The 19,276-nt window shown below is 65.0% G+C and carries 11 protein-coding genes and 1 tRNA gene; 3 read left to right on the top strand and 9 right to left on the bottom strand.

Annotation, left to right across the window (positions count from 1 at the left end):
- Nucleotides 1-60: 60 nt before the first annotated feature.
- From gltB to CLG96_RS00955, 4 genes are all read right to left on the bottom strand, one after another.
- Nucleotides 61-4,584 carry a glutamate synthase large subunit gene (gene gltB, locus CLG96_RS00970; protein WP_107966759.1) on the bottom strand — a complete coding sequence of 1,508 codons (4,524 nt, stop codon included), beginning with the start codon at nucleotides 4,582-4,584 and terminating at the stop codon, nucleotides 61-63.
- Nucleotides 4,585-4,681: 97 nt separating this feature from the next.
- Entirely contained in the window at nucleotides 4,682-6,121 is a 1,440-nt protein-coding gene (locus CLG96_RS00965; protein WP_107965995.1) for an NAD(P)-dependent oxidoreductase, read from the bottom strand.
- Between the two features lie 158 nt (nucleotides 6,122-6,279).
- A complete protein-coding gene (locus CLG96_RS00960; protein ID WP_107965994.1) occupies nucleotides 6,280-7,080 on the bottom strand; it encodes an undecaprenyl-diphosphate phosphatase in 801 nt (266 codons plus the stop codon).
- Between the two features lie 32 nt (nucleotides 7,081-7,112).
- Nucleotides 7,113-8,051, bottom strand: a complete 939-nt coding sequence (locus tag CLG96_RS00955) for a complex I NDUFA9 subunit family protein (protein WP_107966758.1) — start codon at nucleotides 8,049-8,051, stop codon at nucleotides 7,113-7,115.
- Between the two features lie 113 nt (nucleotides 8,052-8,164).
- Between CLG96_RS00955 and CLG96_RS00950 the strand changes: the two genes are divergently transcribed.
- Nucleotides 8,165-8,251: transfer RNA gene (locus CLG96_RS00950), tRNA-Leu, on the top strand.
- Between the two features lie 442 nt (nucleotides 8,252-8,693).
- On the opposite strand, the gene CLG96_RS00945 is transcribed toward CLG96_RS00950, so the two are convergent.
- Genes CLG96_RS00945 through CLG96_RS00925 form a run of 5 tightly spaced genes read right to left on the bottom strand, consistent with a single transcriptional unit; the run spans nucleotide 8,694 to nucleotide 14,995 of the window.
- On the bottom strand, nucleotides 8,694-9,353 hold the full coding sequence (locus CLG96_RS00945; RefSeq protein WP_107965993.1) for a cytochrome b/b6 domain-containing protein: 660 nt from the start codon (nucleotides 9,351-9,353) through the stop codon (nucleotides 8,694-8,696).
- A 49-nt stretch (nucleotides 9,354-9,402) separates the two neighbouring features.
- Nucleotides 9,403-9,897: a c-type cytochrome gene (locus CLG96_RS00940; protein ID WP_107965992.1), complete on the bottom strand. Its 495-nt coding sequence runs from the start codon at nucleotides 9,895-9,897 to the stop codon at nucleotides 9,403-9,405.
- A 31-nt stretch (nucleotides 9,898-9,928) separates the two neighbouring features.
- Complete coding sequence (locus CLG96_RS00935; protein ID WP_107965991.1) at nucleotides 9,929-11,335, bottom strand: ankyrin repeat domain-containing protein; 1,407 nt, start codon at nucleotides 11,333-11,335, stop codon at nucleotides 9,929-9,931.
- Entirely contained in the window at nucleotides 11,328-12,668 is a 1,341-nt protein-coding gene (locus tag CLG96_RS00930; RefSeq protein ID WP_107965990.1) for a DUF1552 domain-containing protein, read from the bottom strand. Before CLG96_RS00930 ends, CLG96_RS00935 begins: the two co-directional genes overlap by 8 nt.
- The gene (locus CLG96_RS00925) at nucleotides 12,665-14,995 is read right to left on the bottom strand and encodes a DUF1592 domain-containing protein (protein WP_243395552.1); all 2,331 of its coding nucleotides are present in this window, start codon (nucleotides 14,993-14,995) and stop codon (nucleotides 12,665-12,667) included. Before CLG96_RS00925 ends, CLG96_RS00930 begins: the two co-directional genes overlap by 4 nt.
- 530 nt (nucleotides 14,996-15,525) lie before the next feature.
- Here CLG96_RS00925 and CLG96_RS00920 point away from each other — a divergent pair.
- Both CLG96_RS00920 and CLG96_RS00915 read left to right on the top strand, forming a co-directional pair.
- On the top strand, nucleotides 15,526-17,949 hold the full coding sequence (locus CLG96_RS00920) for a TonB-dependent receptor plug domain-containing protein (protein ID WP_107965988.1): 2,424 nt from the start codon (nucleotides 15,526-15,528) through the stop codon (nucleotides 17,947-17,949).
- Between the two features lie 397 nt (nucleotides 17,950-18,346).
- Nucleotides 18,347-19,210: a TauD/TfdA dioxygenase family protein gene (locus CLG96_RS00915; RefSeq protein ID WP_107965987.1), complete on the top strand. Its 864-nt coding sequence runs from the start codon at nucleotides 18,347-18,349 to the stop codon at nucleotides 19,208-19,210.
- Nucleotides 19,211-19,276: the final 66 nt, after the last annotated feature.

The following is a 19,276-nucleotide window of genomic DNA, read 5'->3' as shown; positions in this document are numbered from 1 at the left end:
GCCGGAACGTAAAGGGAACGGACTTCATGCGCAAGCATAGTCGGGGGGATGGCGGGGCGGCTATTCCGCCGCCGCCGCCTCCGTGGTCTCGTCGAGCGGATGCTCGAGCCGGCTCAGCATCTCCTTGGGGCAGACCTGCCAGAAACGGCCGCGCCAACGCTCCCAGTCGTCGAGGATGGTGTTGGACCATTTGCTGTCCGTCATCACCGCATGTTCGGCGATCAGCGCCTTCAGCCGCGTCTCCCAATGGGACGAGGCGAGCCGCTGCCAGACGATGCTCTCGGGATTGGCACGGGCGGCGAAGCTGTCATCCTCGTCGAGGACGAAGGCCATGCCGCCGGTCATGCCGGCCCCGAAATTCTCGCCCACGGCACCCAGGATCACCGCCGTGCCGCCGGTCATATATTCGCAGCCATTCGCGCCGCAGCCTTCGACCACGACGGTCGCGCCCGAATTGCGCACTGCGAAGCGCTCGCCCGCCTGGCCTGCCGCGAACAGCTTGCCCGCAGTGGCGCCGTAAAGGACGGTATTGCCGATGATCGTGTTCGACTTGGATTCGAGCGGGCTCGAAACGGTCGGCCGGATCGAGATGATCGCGCCCGAAAGCCCCTTGCCGACATAGTCGTTGGCATCGCCGAACACCTGCAGCGTCACGCCCTTCACCGCGAAGGCGCCGAGCGACTGGCCCGCCGACCCGCGCAGCCGGATCTGGACATGATTGTCGGCGAGCGAGGACATGCCGAACTTGCGCGTGATCTCCGCCGAAAGCCGCGTGCCCACCGCGCGATGCGTGTTGCGCACCGTATAGGTGAGCTGCATCTTCTCGCGCCGCTCGAACACCGCCTTGGCATCCTGGATCATCTGCGCGTCCAGGCTGTCCGGCACGTCGTTGCGGAACGTGTTGATGCTGAAGCGGCGGTGATGATCCGGCGCGTCGACCTTGGCGAGGATCGGGTTCAGGTCGAGATCGTCGAGATGCTCGGCGCCGCGGCTGACCTGCCGGAGCAGCTCGGTGCGGCCGATCACCTCGTCGAGCGAGCGCACGCCGAGCTTGGCGAGGATCTCGCGCACCTCCTCGGCGATGAAGGTCATCAGGTTGATCACCTTCTCGGGCGTGCCGACGAACTTCCGGCGCAGCGCCTCATCCTGCGTGCAGACGCCCACCGGGCAGGTGTTCGAATGGCACTGGCGCACCATGATGCAGCCCATGGCGACGAGGCTCAGCGTGCCGATGCCGAATTCCTCCGCGCCCAGGATCGCGGCGATCACGATGTCGCGCCCCGTCTTGAGCCCGCCATCGGTGCGCAGCTTCACCCGATGCCGGAGGCCATTGAGCGTCAGCACCTGATTGACCTCGGACAGGCCCATTTCCCAGGGCGTGCCGGCATATTTGATCGAGGTCTGCGGGGAGGCGCCCGTGCCGCCGACATGGCCGGCGACGAGGATCGCATCCGCATGCGCCTTGGCGACGCCCGCCGCGACCGTGCCGATGCCCGCCGAGGAGACGAGCTTCACGCAGACGCGCGCGCGGGGGTTGATCTGCTTCAGATCATAGATGAGCTGCGCCAGATCCTCGATCGAATAGATGTCATGATGCGGCGGCGGCGAGATCAGCGTCACGCCCGGCGTCGAATGGCGGAGCTTGGCGATCATCTCGGTCACCTTGAAGCCGGGCAGCTGCCCGCCTTCGCCGGGCTTGGCGCCCTGCGCGACCTTGATCTCGATCTCCTCGGCCGAGCCCAGATATTCGGCGGTGACGCCGAAGCGGCCGGACGCGACCTGCTTGATCACGCTGTTGGCATTGTCGCCATTCTCATAGGGGGTGTAGCGGCTCTTATCCTCGCCGCCTTCGCCCGAAACGGCCTTGGCGCCGATCCGGTTCATGGCGATGGCGAGCGTCTCATGCGCTTCCGGGGAGAGCGCGCCCAAGGACATGCCCGGCGTCACGAAACGCTTGCGGATCTCGGTGATCGCCTCGACGCTGTCGATCGGGATCGGCTCGCGCGCCCAGTTGAACTCCAGCAGATCGCGCAGATAGACGGGCGGCAGATCCTTCACGCCGCGCGAAAATTGCAGATAAGTCGAATAGCTGTCGGTCGAGACGGACGATTGCAGCAGGTGCATGAGCTGCGCCGAATAGGCATGCGGCTCGCCGCCGTTGCGCTGGCGATAGAAGCCGCCGATCGGCAGCGTCGCCACCGCCTCGTCGAACGCCACCTCATGCCGCATCTTGGCGCTGAGCTGGAGCGAGGCATAGCCTTCGCCCGAAATCTTGGCGGGCATGCCGGGGAACAGATCGTTCACCAGCGCGCGGGAAAGCCCCACCGCCTCGAAATTATAGCCGCCGCGATAGCTGGAGATCACCGCGATCCCCATCTTCGACATGATCTTGAGCAGGCCGTCCTCGATCGCCTTGCGGCGCCGGGCAAAGCATTGCTCCAGCGTCAGATCGCCGAACAGGCCGCGCGCATGACGGTCCGCCACTGCCGCCTCGGCGAGATAGGCGTTCACCGTGGTCGCGCCGACGCCGATCAGCACCGCATAATAATGGGTGTCGAGGCATTCGGCCGAACGCACGTTGATCGACGCATAGGAGCGCAGCCCCTTGCGCACGAGATGTGTGTGGACGGCCGCCGCCGCCAGCACCATCGCGATCGAGACGCGATCCGGGCCGACATTCTCGTCGGTCAGGAACAGTTCGGTCTTGCCCTCGCGCACCGCCTGTTCCGCCTCGCGGCGAACCTGGGCGATGGCGGAGCGCAGCGCATCCGGCTTGTCGTCGGCCGGATAGGTGCAGTCGATCGTGGCATGATGCGCGCCGAAATGCTGCTTCAGCGTCGCCCATTCGCGGCTCGACACGACCGGCGATTCCAGCACCAGCACGTCCGATTGCTGCGCTTCCCTATCGAGGATGTTGGCCAGATTGCCGAAGCGCGTCTTCAGGCTCATCACGCGCGTTTCGCGCAGGGAGTCGATCGGCGGGTTGGTCACCTGGCTGAAATTCTGGCGGAAGAAATGGCTGATCAGCCGCGCCTTGGACGAAATCACCGCGAGCGGCGTATCGTCGCCCATCGAGCCGATCGCTTCCTTCGCATCCTCGACCTGAGGTGCCAGGATCAGCTCCATATCCTCCAGCGTCTGCCCGGCCGCGACCTGGCGGCGGAGCAGCTCGGCGCGATCCCAGCGGGGCGTGGCATCCCCGGCCGGGGCAGGCAGATCGTCGATCGTGCGGAAGCCCTTGACCCATTCGCCATAGGGTTGCTCGGATGCGATCCGCTGCTTGATCTCGCTGTCCTGATAGAGGCGGCCTTCGTCCAGATCGATCGCGATCATCTGGCCCGGGCCCATCCGGCCCTTGGCGACGACGGTCGATTCGGGCACGACGACCATGCCGGTTTCCGAACCCACGATCAGCAGATTGTCCGCGGTGCGCGTGGTGCGCAGCGGTCTCAGCGCATTGCGGTCGACGCCGGCGACCACCCAGCGGCCGTCGGTCATCGCCAGCGCCGCCGGGCCGTCCCACGGCTCCATCACGCTCGCGAAATAGGAATACATGGCCTGCGTTTCGGGCGCCATGCGCTCATCGCCCTGCCAGGCTTCGGGCACGAGCATCAGCTTGGCGGTCGGCGCGTCGCGGCCCGCGCGGCAGACCGCCTCGAACACCGCGTCGAGCGCCGCCGTATCGGACGCGCCCGCCGGGATCAGCGGCTTGATCTCCTCCGAATGCTCGCCGAAGGCGAGCGAAGCCATCTTGATCTCGTGGCTCTTCATCCAGTTCTTATTGCCGCGGATCGTGTTGATCTCGCCATTATGCGCCAGCGTGCGGAAGGGCTGGGCCAGCCACCATTGCGGGAAGGTGTTGGTCGAATAGCGCTGGTGGAAGATGGCGACGCGGCTGACGAAGCGCTCGTCCTGCAGGTCCGGATAGAAGACCGACAGCGCTTCCGCCAGGAACAGCCCCTTGTAGACGATCGAGCGGCAGGACAGCGAGCAGATGTAGAAGCCCTGGATCTGCGCCTCGATCACCTTGCGCTCGATGCGTCGGCGGATGAGGTAGAGATTCTTCTCGAATTCCGCGGCCGAAGCCTCGTCGGGCAGCGGCCCGGCGATCATGATCTGCTCGATCTCGGGACGCAGCATCATCGCCTTGTCGCCGATCACCGAGACGTCGACAGGCACCTGGCGCCAGCCATAGATGGTATAGCCGAAATCGATGATCTCGCTCTCGACGATCGTGCGGCACGTCTCCTGCGCACCGAGATCGGTGCGCGGCAGGAAGATCATGCCGACCGCAAGCTGGTTCGGCAGCGGCTTGTGCCCCGAAATCTCGATCGCATCGTCGAAGAAGCGATGCGGCAGGTCGATCAATATGCCGGCGCCGTCGCCGGTCTTGCCGTCGGCGTCCACCGCGCCGCGATGCCAGACCGCCTTCAGCGCGTCGATCGCGGCGGAGACGACCCGGCGCGAAGCCTTGCCGTCGGTCGCCGCGACGAGGCCGACGCCGCAGGCATCGCCTTCATAGTCCGGGCGGTACATGCCCTCGCGGGCGAGGCGCTCATGTTCGGGGGTGGGAAAATGGGTCATGTCGGTCTCCCGGCTCATTCGGCGCTATCGGCCTGGACGGCCGCCATCGCCTCGCGGCTGGCCTGTTCGAGAAGCGGAGTGGATTGGGGCTTAAGCATCACGCCGCCACCTTTTCGTGGACCTTCGCCTTCAGATAGGCGTGCATCCGTTCGGCAACGTCGCGGCCGTCGCGGATCGCCCAGACGACCAGCGAGGCGCCGCGCACGATGTCGCCCGCCGCGAACACGCCGTCGAGGCTCGTCTGCATCGACTTGTGATCGACGCGCAGCGTGCCCCAGCGCGTGACCGAAAGGTCGGTCGAATCGAACAGCCTGGGCAGGTCCTCGGCATCGAAGCCGAGCGCCTTGATGACCAGATCGGCCTCGATGCGGAATTCGCTGCCGGGATCGGGCTCCGGCGCGCGGCGGCCCGAGGCGTCGGGCGCGCCGAGCCGCATCTTGGCGACGCGCACGCCCGAGACATTCTCCTTGCCGTCGAACGCTTCGGGCGCGGCGAGCCAGACGAACTCGACGCCTTCCTCCTCGGCATTCTTCACCTCGCGCTGCGAGCCCGGCATATTGGCCTTGTCGCGACGATAGAGGCATTTGACGGACTTGGCGCCCTGGCGGATGGCGGTACGCACGCAATCCATCGCGGTGTCGCCGCCGCCGACGACCACCACATTCTTGCCCGCCGCATCGAGGCTGCCATCGTCGAACGCGGGCACCGCATCGCCGAAGCTCTTGCGGTTGGAGGCGGTGAGATAATCGAGCGCGTCGATGATCCCGCCCAGGCCCACGCCCGGCGCCTTGATCGCGCGCGGCTTGTACACGCCCGTCGAGATCAGCAGTGCGTCGTGGCGCGCGCGAAGCATGTCGAGCGTAGCGTCGCGGCCGACCTCGAAGCCGAAATGGAAGGTGATGCCGGCATCCTGGAGCCGCTGGACGCGGCGCATGACGACATGCTTCTCCAGCTTGAAGCCGGGGATGCCATAGGTCAGCAGCCCGCCCGCGCGATCGTAGCGGTCATAGACATGCACTTCATAGCCGCGCTCGCGCATGAGCTGCGCGGCGGTGAGCCCCGCCGGCCCCGCACCGATCACCCCGATCGACTGGCCGCGATCGGCGAGCGGCGCGATCGGCTCGACCCAGCCCTGCTCCCAAGCGGTGTCGGTGATGAACTTCTCGACCGAGCCGATCGTGACCGCGCCATGACCGGAAAATTCGATCACGCAATTGCCTTCGCACAGCCGGTCCTGCGGGCAGATGCGGCCGCAAATCTCGGGCATGGTGGAGGTGGCGTTGGACAGCTCATAGGCCTCGCGCAGCCGCCCCTCGGCGGTGAGCCTCAGCCAGTCCGGAATATGATTGTGGAGCGGGCAATGCGTCGAGCAATAGGGGACGCCGCATTGCGAGCAGCGCGAAGCCTGCTCCTCCGCCGTGGCGATCTGATAGGCGCGGGAGATTTCGCCGAAATCGGCTCTCCGTTCGTCCGCCGCGCGCTTCTCGGGATATTGCTGCCCAAGGGCCACGAATTTCAGCATGGGGTTGTCAGCCATTTGTGCCCTCCGTTCGAGGGCGCAAATGACTTACTTTTCCGTGAAAGTCACGCGGAAAAGGCCATGTAAGTCAGCAGTGCTTACCTAGATTCTCTATCTACTTAGTTTCACCTCGATTTCGGCTGACGTCATCGCGACTTAAAAAGTCCGAACCGGGCCTATCGCGATAGAAGCCAGGCCAGCGCCGCGCTCCCCGCCACGATTCGATACCAGGCGAAAGGCGCGAAGCCATGTTTGGTGACGATAGTGAGGAACCAGCGGATCACCACGATCGCCACGACGAAGGAGACGAGGAAGCCGATTGCGATCGCGCTCATCTGCGCATCGCCCAGCTCGTCGCGAGATTTCCACAGCGCCAGCGTGGTTGCGCCCACCATCGTCGGAATGGCTAGGAAGAAGCTATATTCGGCCGCTGTCTTGCGTTCGATGCCCATGCTGAGCGCGCCCATGATGGTGGCACCCGAACGGCTGACCCCGGGGATCATCGACAGGCACTGGATCACGCCCACGCCAAGTGCGGTCTTCCAGCTCATCGTTTCCACGCCATGGACATGGGGATCGTGGTTGCGTCGCTCGATCAGCAGGATCAGCACGCCGCCCACGACCAGCGCCACCGCGACGATGATCGGCGTCTCCAGCATCTTCTTGATCAGCCCATAAGCGGCTGCTCCGACCAGCGCGGAGGGCAGGAAGCCGATCAATATGTTGCGCGTGAAGTGGATCGAGGCGGTGTCTCCCTTGCTGAGGCCGACCAGCACCTCGGCGAAGCGTTTATGATAAAGGACGAGCACGGCCAGGATCGCGCCGAGCTGGATCACGATATCGAAGGTGGCGTTGCCAGGGGCCTTTCCGAAAATCTCGCCGGCGAGGATCAGATGCCCGGTGGAGGAGACGGGAATATATTCCGTAAGCCCTTCGACGATGCCGAGCAGGATGATCGTCAGCAGCGACATTTCCATCAGTGTCTGGTCCTTCGGGAAGAGAGGGAGAATCAGGTGGAGGGGTGATTCCGCGCAAAGCGGCCATGCCGACGATATTGGACGAGCCAGCCCGGCGCTACCGCCGCGAGCGGGGTCGGCGCGATGCCGAAGGCGTCGAACCCCTCCGCATCGGGAGCGACGACATTGTCGCGCTGCAGCATCAGCCACTGATCCCAGCTCATCGGCGCGCCCGGAAGCCAGCCGCCCAGCCGCGCCATCAAGGATGCGGCCCCGTCCGGTACGGGCAGGATCGTGCGTTCGACGCCGATCTGTTCGGCGACCCAGGCGTTGAGTTCCGCCATGGTCAGTATCTGCGGCCCGCCCAGCTCATAGGTCTTGCCGGCATGGCTGTCCGGATCGAGCGCCGCGGCCGCGATCGCGCGCGCCACGTCGGAGACCCAGACCGGCTGGAAGCGCGCCTTGCCGCGAATCACGGGGAGGACCGGCGAAATCCGCGCCAGCCGCGCGAAGCGATTAATGAACTGGTCCTCGGGGCCGAACAGGATGGACGGGCGCAGGATGGTGGCACCCGGAAATGCGTCGCGCACCGCGGCCTCGCCTTCGCCCTTGGTGCGGGCATAGGCCGATTCGGAGCGCGGATCGGCGCCGATCGCGGAAATCTGCACGAAGGCGTCCGCGCCGGTGGCCGCCGCCGCTTCGGCCGCGTTGCGCGCGCCGGTAACATGGACGGCCTGGAAATTGCCCTTAAGGATGCCGACGAGATTGACGACCGCGGTCGATCCGGCGGCGGCGCGCTTGGCGCTGTCGGCGCGGGTGATGTCGGCGGAGACGAACTGGGTCTGGCCCAGCCCGCCCAGCGGCTTCAGGAACCATGCGTCGGAAGGATCCCGCTCGGCGATGCGGACGCGAACCCCCGCCTTCAGCAGCTCTTGGGCCACATAGCGGCCCAGAAAACCCCCGCCGCCGAAAAGCGTCACCAGCCGTTCCATCGTCATCTTCCCTGTCTGTCGTTGCTGTCCCAATGCCCGCCGTCCGACAGGAAGACAAGAAGGGACAGTTGACAAGTCCTCCAACCTACCGCTAAGCGCGCCGCCTACCCCGTGCCCAGGTGGCGGAATTGGTAGACGCACCAGCTTCAGGTGCTGGCGCTCGCAAGGGCGTGGAGGTTCGAGTCCTCTCCTGGGCACCATTCTACAACTAGATGGTTGTAGATACGGAAATTGGCGGAATACCGTCACTCTCAGTTGCTCCGACGATACAAAACGCCGCTACAAGCGGCGCAGGACGGAGCGACCTATGAGAGCCGTAGTGAAGTATCTTTCACGCCATTCCGCCGCGGGGCGATTGCCCGACCTCGTCAGCTGATCGTCAGTGTGCCGGCCCTGCCAGTGTCGGTTTAGCGCCGTTTTGCTGCCTCGGCCTGATGAGCGGGCATGGAAACGCCTGCTGAGCCGCTTCCGGGGCTGATGGCGGGGCTGGCTGCGGCTTTCGCGCTCCAATTGACTCTGTCTGCCCAGGCTGTTGGCGCATCCGGCCATCGCAGCCGTTGCGGATCACGAATCTATGAATCAAGCCAAGCCTATCATCGCAGCACTTTAGCAGGGCATGAGCGCAATAAGTCCCGGTCGCTGCTACAATCGGAAGCCCTGCGCGATCACATAGGTGCAAATGCCGGCGATAACGATGCCGAGCATGGCCTTCGATGGTGACGCGCGAAGATCCTCGACCGGATCGTTCCCGCTCACGGCTCGGCGGCCGTGGATCATCGGGCCGATCAGGTTGTGGCGGAGCCGCACGAGATAGAAGAGGATCGCCAGCACATGCAGTGCGACCAGCGCGAGTAGCAGGTTGAACACGAACCCATGGATATTCGCGGCGGCGCGTCCCTGATCGAAGCTCACATAATCGGCGAGCGGCCCGGACTCGAGACCGTCCACGTCCACCGCGAACAACCCCGCGACGACCATCGCCGCAAGCGTCGCGAGCATCAGCATGACGCTCCAGCCGCCGATCGGATTGTGACCCGGCGCGGCAGCATAGGGGCCTTTGGCAATCGACTTGGCATAAGCGAACGCCGCGCGCGGCCCACGCAGGAACTGCGCGAAGCGTGCCGTTCGCCCGCCGACGAAGCCCCAGTAGATGCGGAAGATCAGCAGTGCGAGGATGCCGTACCCCGAAAGGCGATGCCACTCCATCTCATGCTGCTCGCCACTCCACCAGGAGAAGGCGAGCAAGGCAACGAGAAGCCAGTGGAACAGCCGGACAGGAGCGTCCCATATCCGGGCGAACATTGTCCCGGTGGCGGACTTTTCGTCTAGAGGCACGGCTGGCTCCGATCCCTTAGCTGTCGGCGCGGAACTGGCGGTGGCAGCCGCTGCAGGTCGCGCCGGTCGCTTTGGCCTGCGCGCGGATGGCCGCCACGTCGCCACCATTTGTAATCGTCAGTAGCTTGCCGGTCTCGGCGATCAGCTTGCCCATCTGCGCGTCGAACGTGGCGCGGTCCGTCCAGATGTCGGGCAGTGCATCGGTGTGCACACCAGCCGTCGGGCCACTGCCAGCGGGGAACAGTCTCGGCTGCTCGCGCGCGGTCGTGGCGAGCGTTCGGGCGGCGCCGACCATCACGTCCTTCGCCGGCGCGTCGCTCTTGAGCTGCTCGTTCAGCGCCTTCATGGCCCCGCCCATCTTCTTATAGCCTGCCTGACGCGCCGTGACGGCGGCCTGCGGGGAGGGCGCGGCCGCTGGCGCCGCTGCCAGCGTGCCGGCCATCGTCAGCGCCGCCACCATGGTCGAAAGCACGCTGATATGGGTGATCTTGAAGGCTCGTGGTGGGTTCATTCGATTATCCAGCCTTTGGGTGTTGTGGAGGTCAGTTCCGCGGGACGGTCCGCGTGGCGGGACGCTGAGGAGGCGTCGCCGCCGTCCGCTTTCCTCCCGCATCTGCAAGCTTCAGGCCAGCCCCGTCGGGAAAGATTTTGCGGAAGATCGCCTTCACCTCGGCCAAGCCGTTGTCCGCCATCTGCGCCGCCGTCGCGCCACGCTTGTTGTTGATGTCGATACGGGCGCCGTGCGCGGCGAGTATCCGTATCATGGCCTCAAGCTCGGGCTGGACGCCGCCGCCGACCAGCAAGTGAAGCGGGGTCTCGCCCTTGGCGTTGGCGACATTGACGTCCGGCGCGAGGCTCAGCGCGAGGTCCAGCGCCGCCGCGCTGCCGCCCTTCGCGGCGGCGAGCACCACGTTCGTGCCGTTCGCAGCGACGAAGCGCGGATTCGCGCCCGCGGCGATCAGCAGTTTCATCGTCGCTTCCTGTCCGTTGGCGGCGGCCATAAGCAGCGGCGGCGTCGGGGGCACGGGCGGCGGTGGCACGCCGAAATTCGCCTCCGTCACCCATGTGATGCGCGAGGGACCGGTCAGGCCGTTCGGATCGGCGCCTTTCGCCAGCAGCAGGCTGACGAGCGCAGTATCGCCACCGGCGGCGGCGGCGTGGAGCAGCTGATTGCCGTTACGATCCCGCTCCGCCACGTCCGCGCCGCGCTCCACCATCAGCGCGGCAGCGGCGAAATTCTTCTGGTAGAGGGCGAGCTGCGCGGCGCTGGTGCCTTCCGGCCCGCGATGATCCGTCTTTGCGCCAGCCGCGAGCAACGCCTCGACCGCCGGTGTCACCCCGCTCTTGATCGCGAAGAAGAGCGGGGTGAAGCCGCCCTTCGAAACGCGGTTCACGTCCGCGCCGGCTTTTAGAAGTAAGGCGATGGCATCGACCCGGCCGGATGCGGCGGCCCACATCAATGGCGTCTGGCCGCGGCTGTCGATGCTATCCACCGTCGCGCCTGCCGCCAGCATCCGCGCGACCGCATCGGTGGGGCCATAGCGCGCGCAGATGGCGAGCGGCGTCGTGCCGTCCGCTTTGGCTGTGCGCACATTGGCGCCGGCGGAGAGAATTTGCCTGACGATCCGGGCATCGCCAAGTTCGCAGGCGAGCGAGAGCGGGGTTACGCCATCCGTATCGGCGGTGTTCGGGGTTGCGCCCTTGGCAAGCAGTAGTTCGACCATCGCCGGATTCTGCGTGTTCACCGCCCAGCCGAGCGGCGTCGCGCCGAAGGCGAGCCGCTGGTTGGGATCGGCATGATGCGCGAGTGCCGCCTGCGCACCTGCGACATCATCGGCGCGGATCGCCCGCGTCAGCGCCTCATCGTCACGCGCGGCGCGGGCGTGCGCGGTGCCGCAGCCGGCAATTAGGGCGAGAAGGGCGATGACCTGGCGGAAGCGCTCAGGCACTGGCGAGTGCCTTGAGCGGTCCGGTGCTGTCGCCGAACGACTGTTCCGGCACGCCGAGTATATGCAGCGAGGCGAGCAGCAGGTTCGACATTGTCGTACCCTTCTCCACGACGAGGTGGCGATCGCCCTTCACGAGCCCGCCTGCGACGACGATCGGCAGGTCCATATGATCATGCTCGTTCGGGTCACCGAAGGCGGAACCACGCAGCACCAGGGTACGATCGAGCAGCGAGCCTTCGCCGTCCTTTGTCTCTTTCATCCGCTGGAGATAATAAGCAAAATATTCCATATGATGTCGGTTGATCCGGGAGAGCTTCGCAATCTTCTCCGGATTGCCGCCATGATGGCTGAGCATGTGATGCGAATCCGGGACCCCGATCTCGGGATAGGTGCGGTTGCTGAGCTCGCGGCCGATCATGAAGCTGCTGACGCGCGTGATATCCGCCTGCATCGCCAGCACCTGCAGATCGATCATCATGCGGACATGATCGTCAAAAGACTCCGGTATGCCGGCGGGCCGCTCCAGATTGGCGACCTGCGTGCCGCCGCTCGAGGCCATCGCCTTCTGGATGCGCCTTTCGATGTCGCGCGTGGCTTCCAGATATTCTTCGAGCTTGCGGCGATCCTCCATGCCGAGCTGGCCGGAGAGGCGCGCCGTATCGTCCATCACGAAATCGAGGATGCTCGATTGCCGGCGCAACTGCGCGAGCCGGCTTCCCTCATCGAGCGCGTCGCCATCGCCGAACAGCCGCTCGAACACGTCGCGCGGATTGGCGGTAACGGGCAGCGGAACGGTCGGGCTGCGCCACGAGATGCCGTTGGTGTAAGCGCAGCTATAGCCAATGTCGCAGCTGCCGAGCAGGCTCGCCTGATCGATGCCGAGCTCCAGCGAGCTGAGCTGCGTCGCATCGCCGACATGGTTCGCATAGACCTGATCGACCGAGATGGCGCAGCGAATGTCGGTACCCTCGGTCTGCTTCACATGCGTCCCGGTGATGAAGGCCGGGCAGGAGCGGCCATGGCCGGCGGGCCGATCGCCCATCGCAGCGGCGCTCGGATGGCCAAGGCCAGTGATGACCGTGATATAGTCGCGATGGGGCGCCAGCGGCTCCAGCGTGGGCGGGAGCGTGAAGCCCGGCCCCTGCGCGGTCGGCAGAAAATTCTCCATCATCATGCCGTTGGGCGAGTAGAAGATCTGGAGCCGCTTCGGGCGCGCCGCGATGTCCGCCGCCTTTGCAGACGGCATCATCGCCTCCATGAACGGAAGCGCCATCATCGTGCCCAGCCCGCGCAGCATCGTGCGGCGGCTCAGCGGCTTGCGCATGACAATCATTGCGATGCCGTCTTTCTCAAGGTGAAGGGATCGCTCGTCACGATGCCCCGGATGATCGTCTGGATGCGGTAGTCATCGGCCGCCGCCGCGCGCGTGATCGAGCGGATGGCGGGCATGTCGTGCGCGCCGACGCCGCGGGCGAGCGCATAGGTCAGCAGCCGCTCGGTGAAGGCGCCGGTGAACTCGTCCTTGCGGGCCATCAGCACCTGCTGGAGTCCGGTCAGCCCGGAGAATTTCATCCCGTCCGGCATCGTCGCCGACACGTCGATCGGCTGGCCTGCATCGGTCCGGCGGAACGCGCCCACGGCATCGAAATTTTCGAGCGAGAAGCCGAGCGGGTCCATCTTGACGTGACATGCGGCGCAGGTCGGGTTTTTGCGGTGCATCTCCAGCTGCTCGCGCGCGGTCAGCAGGCGGCCGTCATGCTTCTCCTGCAGCGCCGGCACGTCCGGCGGCGGCGGCGGAGGTGGCGCGGCCAGCATATTGTCGAGGATCCACTTGCCCCGCTTCACCACCGATGTGTGATTGCCATAGGAAGTGACGGTGAGAATGCTCGCCTGACCGAGCAGCCCGCCGCGATGCGCCGACGGATCGAGGTTAACGCGGCGGAACGCGGTGCCGTTGACGCCGCCGATGCCATAATGTTCGGCTAGGCGCTGATTGAGGAACGTATAGTCCGCGGCGATGAAATCGAGCACGCTGCGATTGGTCCGCAGCACGTAGCTGAAGAACATCTCCGTCTCGCGCGCCATCGCGGTGCGCAGGCGCGTGTCGAACTTCGGGAAGACGGTGATGTCCGGCCGCTGCTGATCGAGGTTGCGCAGGTAGAGCCACTGGCCGGCGAAGTTCTTCGTCAGCGCCTCGGCGCGCGGGTCGGCGAGCATCCGCGATATCTGCGCATCCAGCACGGCTGGATCGTGCAACTGGCCCTTCTCCGCGACCTTGAGCAGGGCCTCGTCCGGAATGCTGCTCCACAGGAAGAAGGAGAGACGGGAGGCGAGTTCCAGGTCGCTGATCCGGTGGACGCTGCCGGGCGCGCTGCCCTTGGGGTCCTGCTCGACCAGGAACAGGAAGTGCGGTGATACGAGGATCGCCTCCACCGCTGCCTCCACACCATGTTCGAAATCGGATGCGGCGCGCTCGGTAGCGTAGATGCGCATCAGCGGCGCCATGTCGGCGGCGGTGACGGGGCGGCGATAGGCGCGCCGCGCAAGCGAGGAGACGATACGCTTCGCGCAGGCCGTTTCGGCCGACGCGCGTGTGGGCTTGCAGATGAAGATGCGCTTGCGGCTGGGAGTGTTGCCGACGCCGGTCGGCGAGAACGGCCCCGCCACGTCGATCTGCAACACGTCGCGCGGGAAGTTCATCTGCGAGAAGCGCGGCGACATGCGGTAGGAGGGGACGCTCACCTCCTTCACGCGCACGCCATCGACCGAGACGTCGAGCGGCAGCATCGTCGGTGCTTCGGTCGGGAGCGGCACGGCGTCGAGCGTGTTCCGGAGTGTCTGGACGCTCTCGACGGGCGCGATCTGACGTCGAAAGGAAAGGCCGATGACATGCGCGCCCGATTTCAGCGGCACGCGGACGCTGACCTTGTCCTCCTTCAGCCGGTCCGTCTCGTTATTGGTGTTGGCGTTCAAATAGCCGCTGATCTCGTAGATACCGTCGTAGCGCGCATAATAGTTGAACGCGCCGCCGCCGCGCGAGCCGAGCGGCAGGTCGTCGCTCGCCCGCTCATTATAGGCGGGTCGGCCAGAGTTCATGACAGACCCGTCCTTCGGCACCTCGTAGGAGGTGACGAATTCACGACGCGAGGTGAGCCCAGTCGCCATGCGGCCGACCTTGCCGGCGACCGCGACGTAACGATCCATCAGCGTCGGCGAAACGCTGAGCACGTCAGCGATATTGTCGAAGCCATAGCCCGAATTGTCCTGCGGCAGCTCGCGGCTGACATCGACCTTGAGTGCGAAGAGATCGCGCACGGCATTGGCATATTCGACACGGTTCAGCCGGCGGATCGTCGCGCGACCCGGATCGGGATGCGCGCCAGCATAAGTGTCGAGCGAATGCTCGAGCCACTGGACGAATTCCGCCTTCATCGCGGGATCGGGCTGCGGCTTGTTGAGAGGCGGCATCTCGCCAAGGCTGACACGGCGCAGGATCTTCTCCCACTCGTCGGCATGGTTGCCGCGGAGTAGGTCGCTGCCACGCAGATCGTCGATCGAGAGGCCGGCGACCCTGTCATCGTCATTGTGGCAGCGCGAGCAAAATTCGTCGAGCATGGTCGGCGGGCCGTTGCGGGCGTTGGACAGGGCGGGCGGGGGCACCTGCGGCGCACCTTCCGAACGCGCGAGGACGGACGCTGCGGCGACAAGGGTGCTCAGCGCGAGGGCGCTGCTGCAGAGGGTTTGACGCCAGCTCAGACTCATCGCTTCCGATCCAATTGCCCCGTTGGCGACCGCAGGGCTGCCGTTGTCATCGTACGACGGCAGGATGGCGGATCGTCCGCAATACGACGTGATTTTTTCGTATGACGCCGACCTATCGGCTAATTACGCCCCCGTCCATTGCCGATAATTGAACAGAGAGAGCGCAAAAATCGAGAGCCCTGGTCGGCGCGGATCAATGCGCGGCAACGGTGCAAATGCGCCCGTCACAGGCTGGGGCGCTCCGTTCCGACGGCTGCCCGGCGGCGATATGATAATTTGACCTTCTCGACGCCGGATCGCCGGCAAAACAGCCGCAGGGAGAGGGCGTCGTCTCCTTGGCTCGCGGCAACAAATCCTTTCTACCTGAATATACTACCTGATTGGTAGGAAACCCCTGCAAAGCCGAAAAATCCATAAGGGGGAATATCATGCTTTCTCATTGTCCGCTGGGCCGGGCCGCCATCCCGGCCTTGGTCCTCGCTGCATCCCAGGGCGCACTGGCCCAGTCTGTAGCCGAACCCGCGCCGGGCGCGCCGGAGCAGGCGGCGGATTCGCCGCCTTCAGCCGACATTGTCGTGACCGGCACGCGCGCGCCCGGGCGATCCCGGCTCGACACGGCCTCGCCGGTGGACGTGCTGAGCGGGAACGCGCTGCGCCAGCAGGGCACGGCGGAACTTGCTTCGGCGTTGGCAACGCTCACGCCGTCGATCGATTTTCCGCGTGCCGCTGCCGTTGACGGTACCGACGCCATCCGTCCCGCAACGCTGCGCGGCCTGTCGCCTGATGCGACGCTGGTGCTGATCAACGGCGTGCGCGGCCATATATCGGCCTTGCTCAATACCAACGGCTCGGTCGGACGTGGCTCGGCGGCCGTCGACCTCAACACCATTCCGACGGCGGCGCTCGACCGGGTCGAAGTGCTGCGCGACGGCGCGTCGGCGCAATATGGCTCGGATGCGATTGCCGGCGTTGTCAATCTCCGCCTGCGCGAAGCACGGCGAGGCGGCGGGGCGTCCGTCACCTATGGGCTTTACGACACCAATGTCGATGCCGCGCGCGGCAGCCGCCATATTACCGGCGAACATACGGTCGCGGCGTCCGCCTGGCAGGGCTTCGGCTTTGGCGACGACGGCTTCCTGACCGTGTCGGGCGAATATGTGAACCGCCAGCCGACCAGTCGTGGTGATCTTGATCCGCGTGTAACGCCGGTCCGCGTCACGTCGCGCTTCGGCGATCCGGCGGTCGAGCAATATAGTATCTGGGCGAATGCCGGCACCTCGCTCAACGATTATTTCCAGCTCTATGCCTGGTTCGGCTATCAGGACCGCGACAGCACCAGCGCGGCTTTCCCGCGCCTGCCCACGGCCGCCGCGGCCGTTTCGGGCGTGTGGCCGAACGGCTTCCTGCCGCTGATCAATACACGCTCGCGTGATATCAATTCCGCAATTGGCGTCAGGGGCGATCTCGCCGGTTGGAACGTCGATCTCAATGTCAGCTACGGCCGCAACCGGATCGCCTTCCGGACACGGAACTCGGCCAATTATAGCTATGGCAATCTGACGCCGACTTCCTTCTACGATGGCGCCAACACTTATGATCAGCTCGTCGGCGGCCTCGATGTCAGCCGGACCTTCGATATCTTCGAATCGCTCAATATCGCTTTCGGCGCCGAGGGACGTCGCGAGGGCTATGGCATCGATGCGGGCGAACCTGCCTCCTATGGCTATGCGCCGGTCAATCCGGTCGCGGGCCAGGCGCCGGGCGCGCAGGGCTTTGTCGGCTTCTCGCCCTTGAATGTCGTCAACCGGCACCGCAGCAACGGCAGCCTCTATCTCGACGTCGAGGCGCAGCTTACCGACAAGCTGCTGGTGGGGCTTGCCGGGCGCGGCGAGCATTATTCGGATTTCGGCACCACCGGCACCGGCAAAATCTCGGTCCGTTATGATTTCACGCCGTCCTTCGCGCTGCGCGGGACGGCCTCGACCGGCTTCCGGGCGCCCTCGCTCCAGCAATCCTATTTTACCTCGATCGCCTCGGTGGTGCAGAATGGTGCGCCGATCCTGACCGGTACCTTCCCGTCGACCAGCCCGGTTGCGACGGCGCTGGGCGGCAAGGCACTGCAACCGGAAAAGTCGACCAATATCACCGTCGGTACGGTCTTCCGTCATGGCGGGTTCGACCTGACGGTCGATGCCTATCGCATCCATATCCGCGACCAGCTCGGCCTGTCGGAGAATATCCAGGCGTCGTTCAGCCCGGAGGTGGCAGCGATCCTCGCGCCGTTCAACGTGCCCTCGGCGCGCTTCTTCATCAACGGCCTCGCCTCGACCGCCAAGGGCGTCGATATTGTCGGCCATTATCGGGCGCGGACTGCGGCCGTCGGCATCTTCGACCTGATGGCGGCAGCCAACATCAACGATATCGACGTGACACGGGTGCCGACCTCGACCGCGACGATCGATCCCGCGCCGACGCTGTTCGCGCGCAGCCGCATCCTGACGCTCGAGGATGGTACGCCCGGCACGAAGATTAGCGGCACCGCCGATTGGTCGCTCGCCGATATCGGGGCGACCGCGCGCTTCACTCATTATGGCAATGTCAACCAGCCCGGCACCCTTGCCAGTGGCGCGGCGGATCTCAATACGGGCAACCGCGCGATCTTCGATCTCGAGGTCCGCTATCAGCCCGCCAAGGGGGCCCAGATCGCGATCGGCGCGAGCAATCTGTTCGATACCTATCCGAGGCGGGCGCCGGCTTCGCTCAACACAAGCGGCGTCGTTGCTTATCCCTATTATTCGCCCTTCGGCTTCAATGGGCGCTATCTCTACGTCCGCGCGGGCCTGAACTGGTGATGGCCGGATAAGCGCCTCAATGTATGTTTGGCCGGAACTTGCAGGTCAAATCCGTGAACGTCCGTGAGTGATGACCCTTCGGGAAGGCCTGGCCTTTCCGAAGGAGTCTTCTTCTCCATGCGCTACGTGAGCAGCGCTAATCTCCTGCCGGCGTCGGTCTTCGTTCTTGTCGCTCAAGGCGCGTTGATGTGATGTGTGAGCCGGGATAGTTAAGTAGAAATCAACATTAAGAAAGAGACTGCCATATGGCCATTAAAAGGTGCGGCTATATCATTGATTACTAAAAATCATATTTTAGGAATCAATGCATTCCAGAGCGTAATTCATAATACACGGCATGCTGATCGGCTAAAATGCACCCGCCAAGCGCGATTCCGCGCGATGAGGGAGGTGGACCATGTCAGCCGCAGCAGCCGAAGTCCTGAACCACGCCCAGCAAGTGATCGGCATCCGTCCGCTCCAGCCGACGATCGGCGCGGAGATCGAAGGCGTGGATCTGAGCCGGCCGCTATCGGCCGAGCAGCGCAATGCGATCCGGGCTGCCGTCATCAAATATAAGGTCCTGTTCTTCCGCGATCAGCCGCTCACGCCTGAGCAGCATGCGGCCTTCGCCGCGGCGTTCGGGCCGCTCTACACCCATCCGAGCACGACGCCCGATGCCAAGATCTCTCCGATCCACAAGATCGCCGCGGTCGATGCCGCCAAATATGAGAAGCGCATCCATCGGGATGTCGGCCCCGGTGATGCCTATCACAGCGACACGAGCTGGCGGCTCGTCCCCACCTGGGGCGCGGTGCTGCGCGCGGTCAGCCTGCCTCCGGTCGGCGGCGATACCATCTGGGTGGATGCGAACCTCGCTTATGAAGGGCTGTCGGTCGAGCTGAAGGAGCGGCTCGAAGGACTCCATGTCACGCATGACTTCCGCGAGGCGCTTGTCGGCGCGGGACATGACTATCCGATCGTGGCGCATCCCGTCGTGCGGACGCATCGCGAGACCGGGCAGAAGATACTCTGGGTCAACTTCACGCAGAAGCCGCAGATTCTCGGCGTCGAGCTCGCCGAAAGCCGCGCGCTGCTCGACGAGGTGCTGCGCCAGTATAAGCGGCCCGAATTCCAGGTGCGCTTCTCCTGGCGCCCGGATTCCGTGGCCTTTTGGGACAATCGCGGAGCGGTGCACTATGCGGTGCGCAATTATGGCGATTTTCCCCGCGTGCTCGATCGCATCCTGATCGCGGACGAGCGTCTCTACGCCGATCTCTGACCGATATCGTATGGAAGCTGGAGCCGGCTATCGGTGGATGGCCGGCTCTCTTCGGCTGCCTGTTCT

Source organism: Sphingomonas oleivorans, from assembly GCF_003050615.1.
GTDB lineage: Bacteria > Pseudomonadota > Alphaproteobacteria > Sphingomonadales > Sphingomonadaceae > Sphingomonas_H > Sphingomonas_H oleivorans.
The sequence above is the reverse complement of the archived record's forward strand: the minus strand, read 5'-3'. Positions and strand labels throughout refer to the sequence as shown.

Excerpts from the sequence above, each read along its gene's own strand:
- gltB (WP_107966759.1), bottom strand. The coding sequence starts at position 4,584 with ATGACCCATTTTCCCACCCCCGAACATGAGCGCCTCGCCCGCGAGGGC.
- CLG96_RS00965 (WP_107965995.1), bottom strand. The coding sequence starts at position 6,121 with ATGGCTGACAACCCCATGCTGAAATTCGTGGCCCTTGGGCAGCAATAT.
- CLG96_RS00960 (WP_107965994.1), bottom strand. The coding sequence starts at position 7,080 with ATGGAAATGTCGCTGCTGACGATCATCCTGCTCGGCATCGTCGAAGGG.
- CLG96_RS00955 (WP_107966758.1), bottom strand. The coding sequence starts at position 8,051 with ATGGAACGGCTGGTGACGCTTTTCGGCGGCGGGGGTTTTCTGGGCCGC.
- CLG96_RS00945 (WP_107965993.1), bottom strand. The coding sequence starts at position 9,353 with ATGTTCGCCCGGATATGGGACGCTCCTGTCCGGCTGTTCCACTGGCTT.
- CLG96_RS00940 (WP_107965992.1), bottom strand. The coding sequence starts at position 9,897 with ATGAACCCACCACGAGCCTTCAAGATCACCCATATCAGCGTGCTTTCG.
- CLG96_RS00930 (WP_107965990.1), bottom strand. The coding sequence starts at position 12,668 with ATGATTGTCATGCGCAAGCCGCTGAGCCGCCGCACGATGCTGCGCGGG.
- CLG96_RS00920 (WP_107965988.1), top strand. The coding sequence starts at position 15,526 with ATGCTTTCTCATTGTCCGCTGGGCCGGGCCGCCATCCCGGCCTTGGTC.
- CLG96_RS00915 (WP_107965987.1), top strand. The coding sequence starts at position 18,347 with ATGTCAGCCGCAGCAGCCGAAGTCCTGAACCACGCCCAGCAAGTGATC.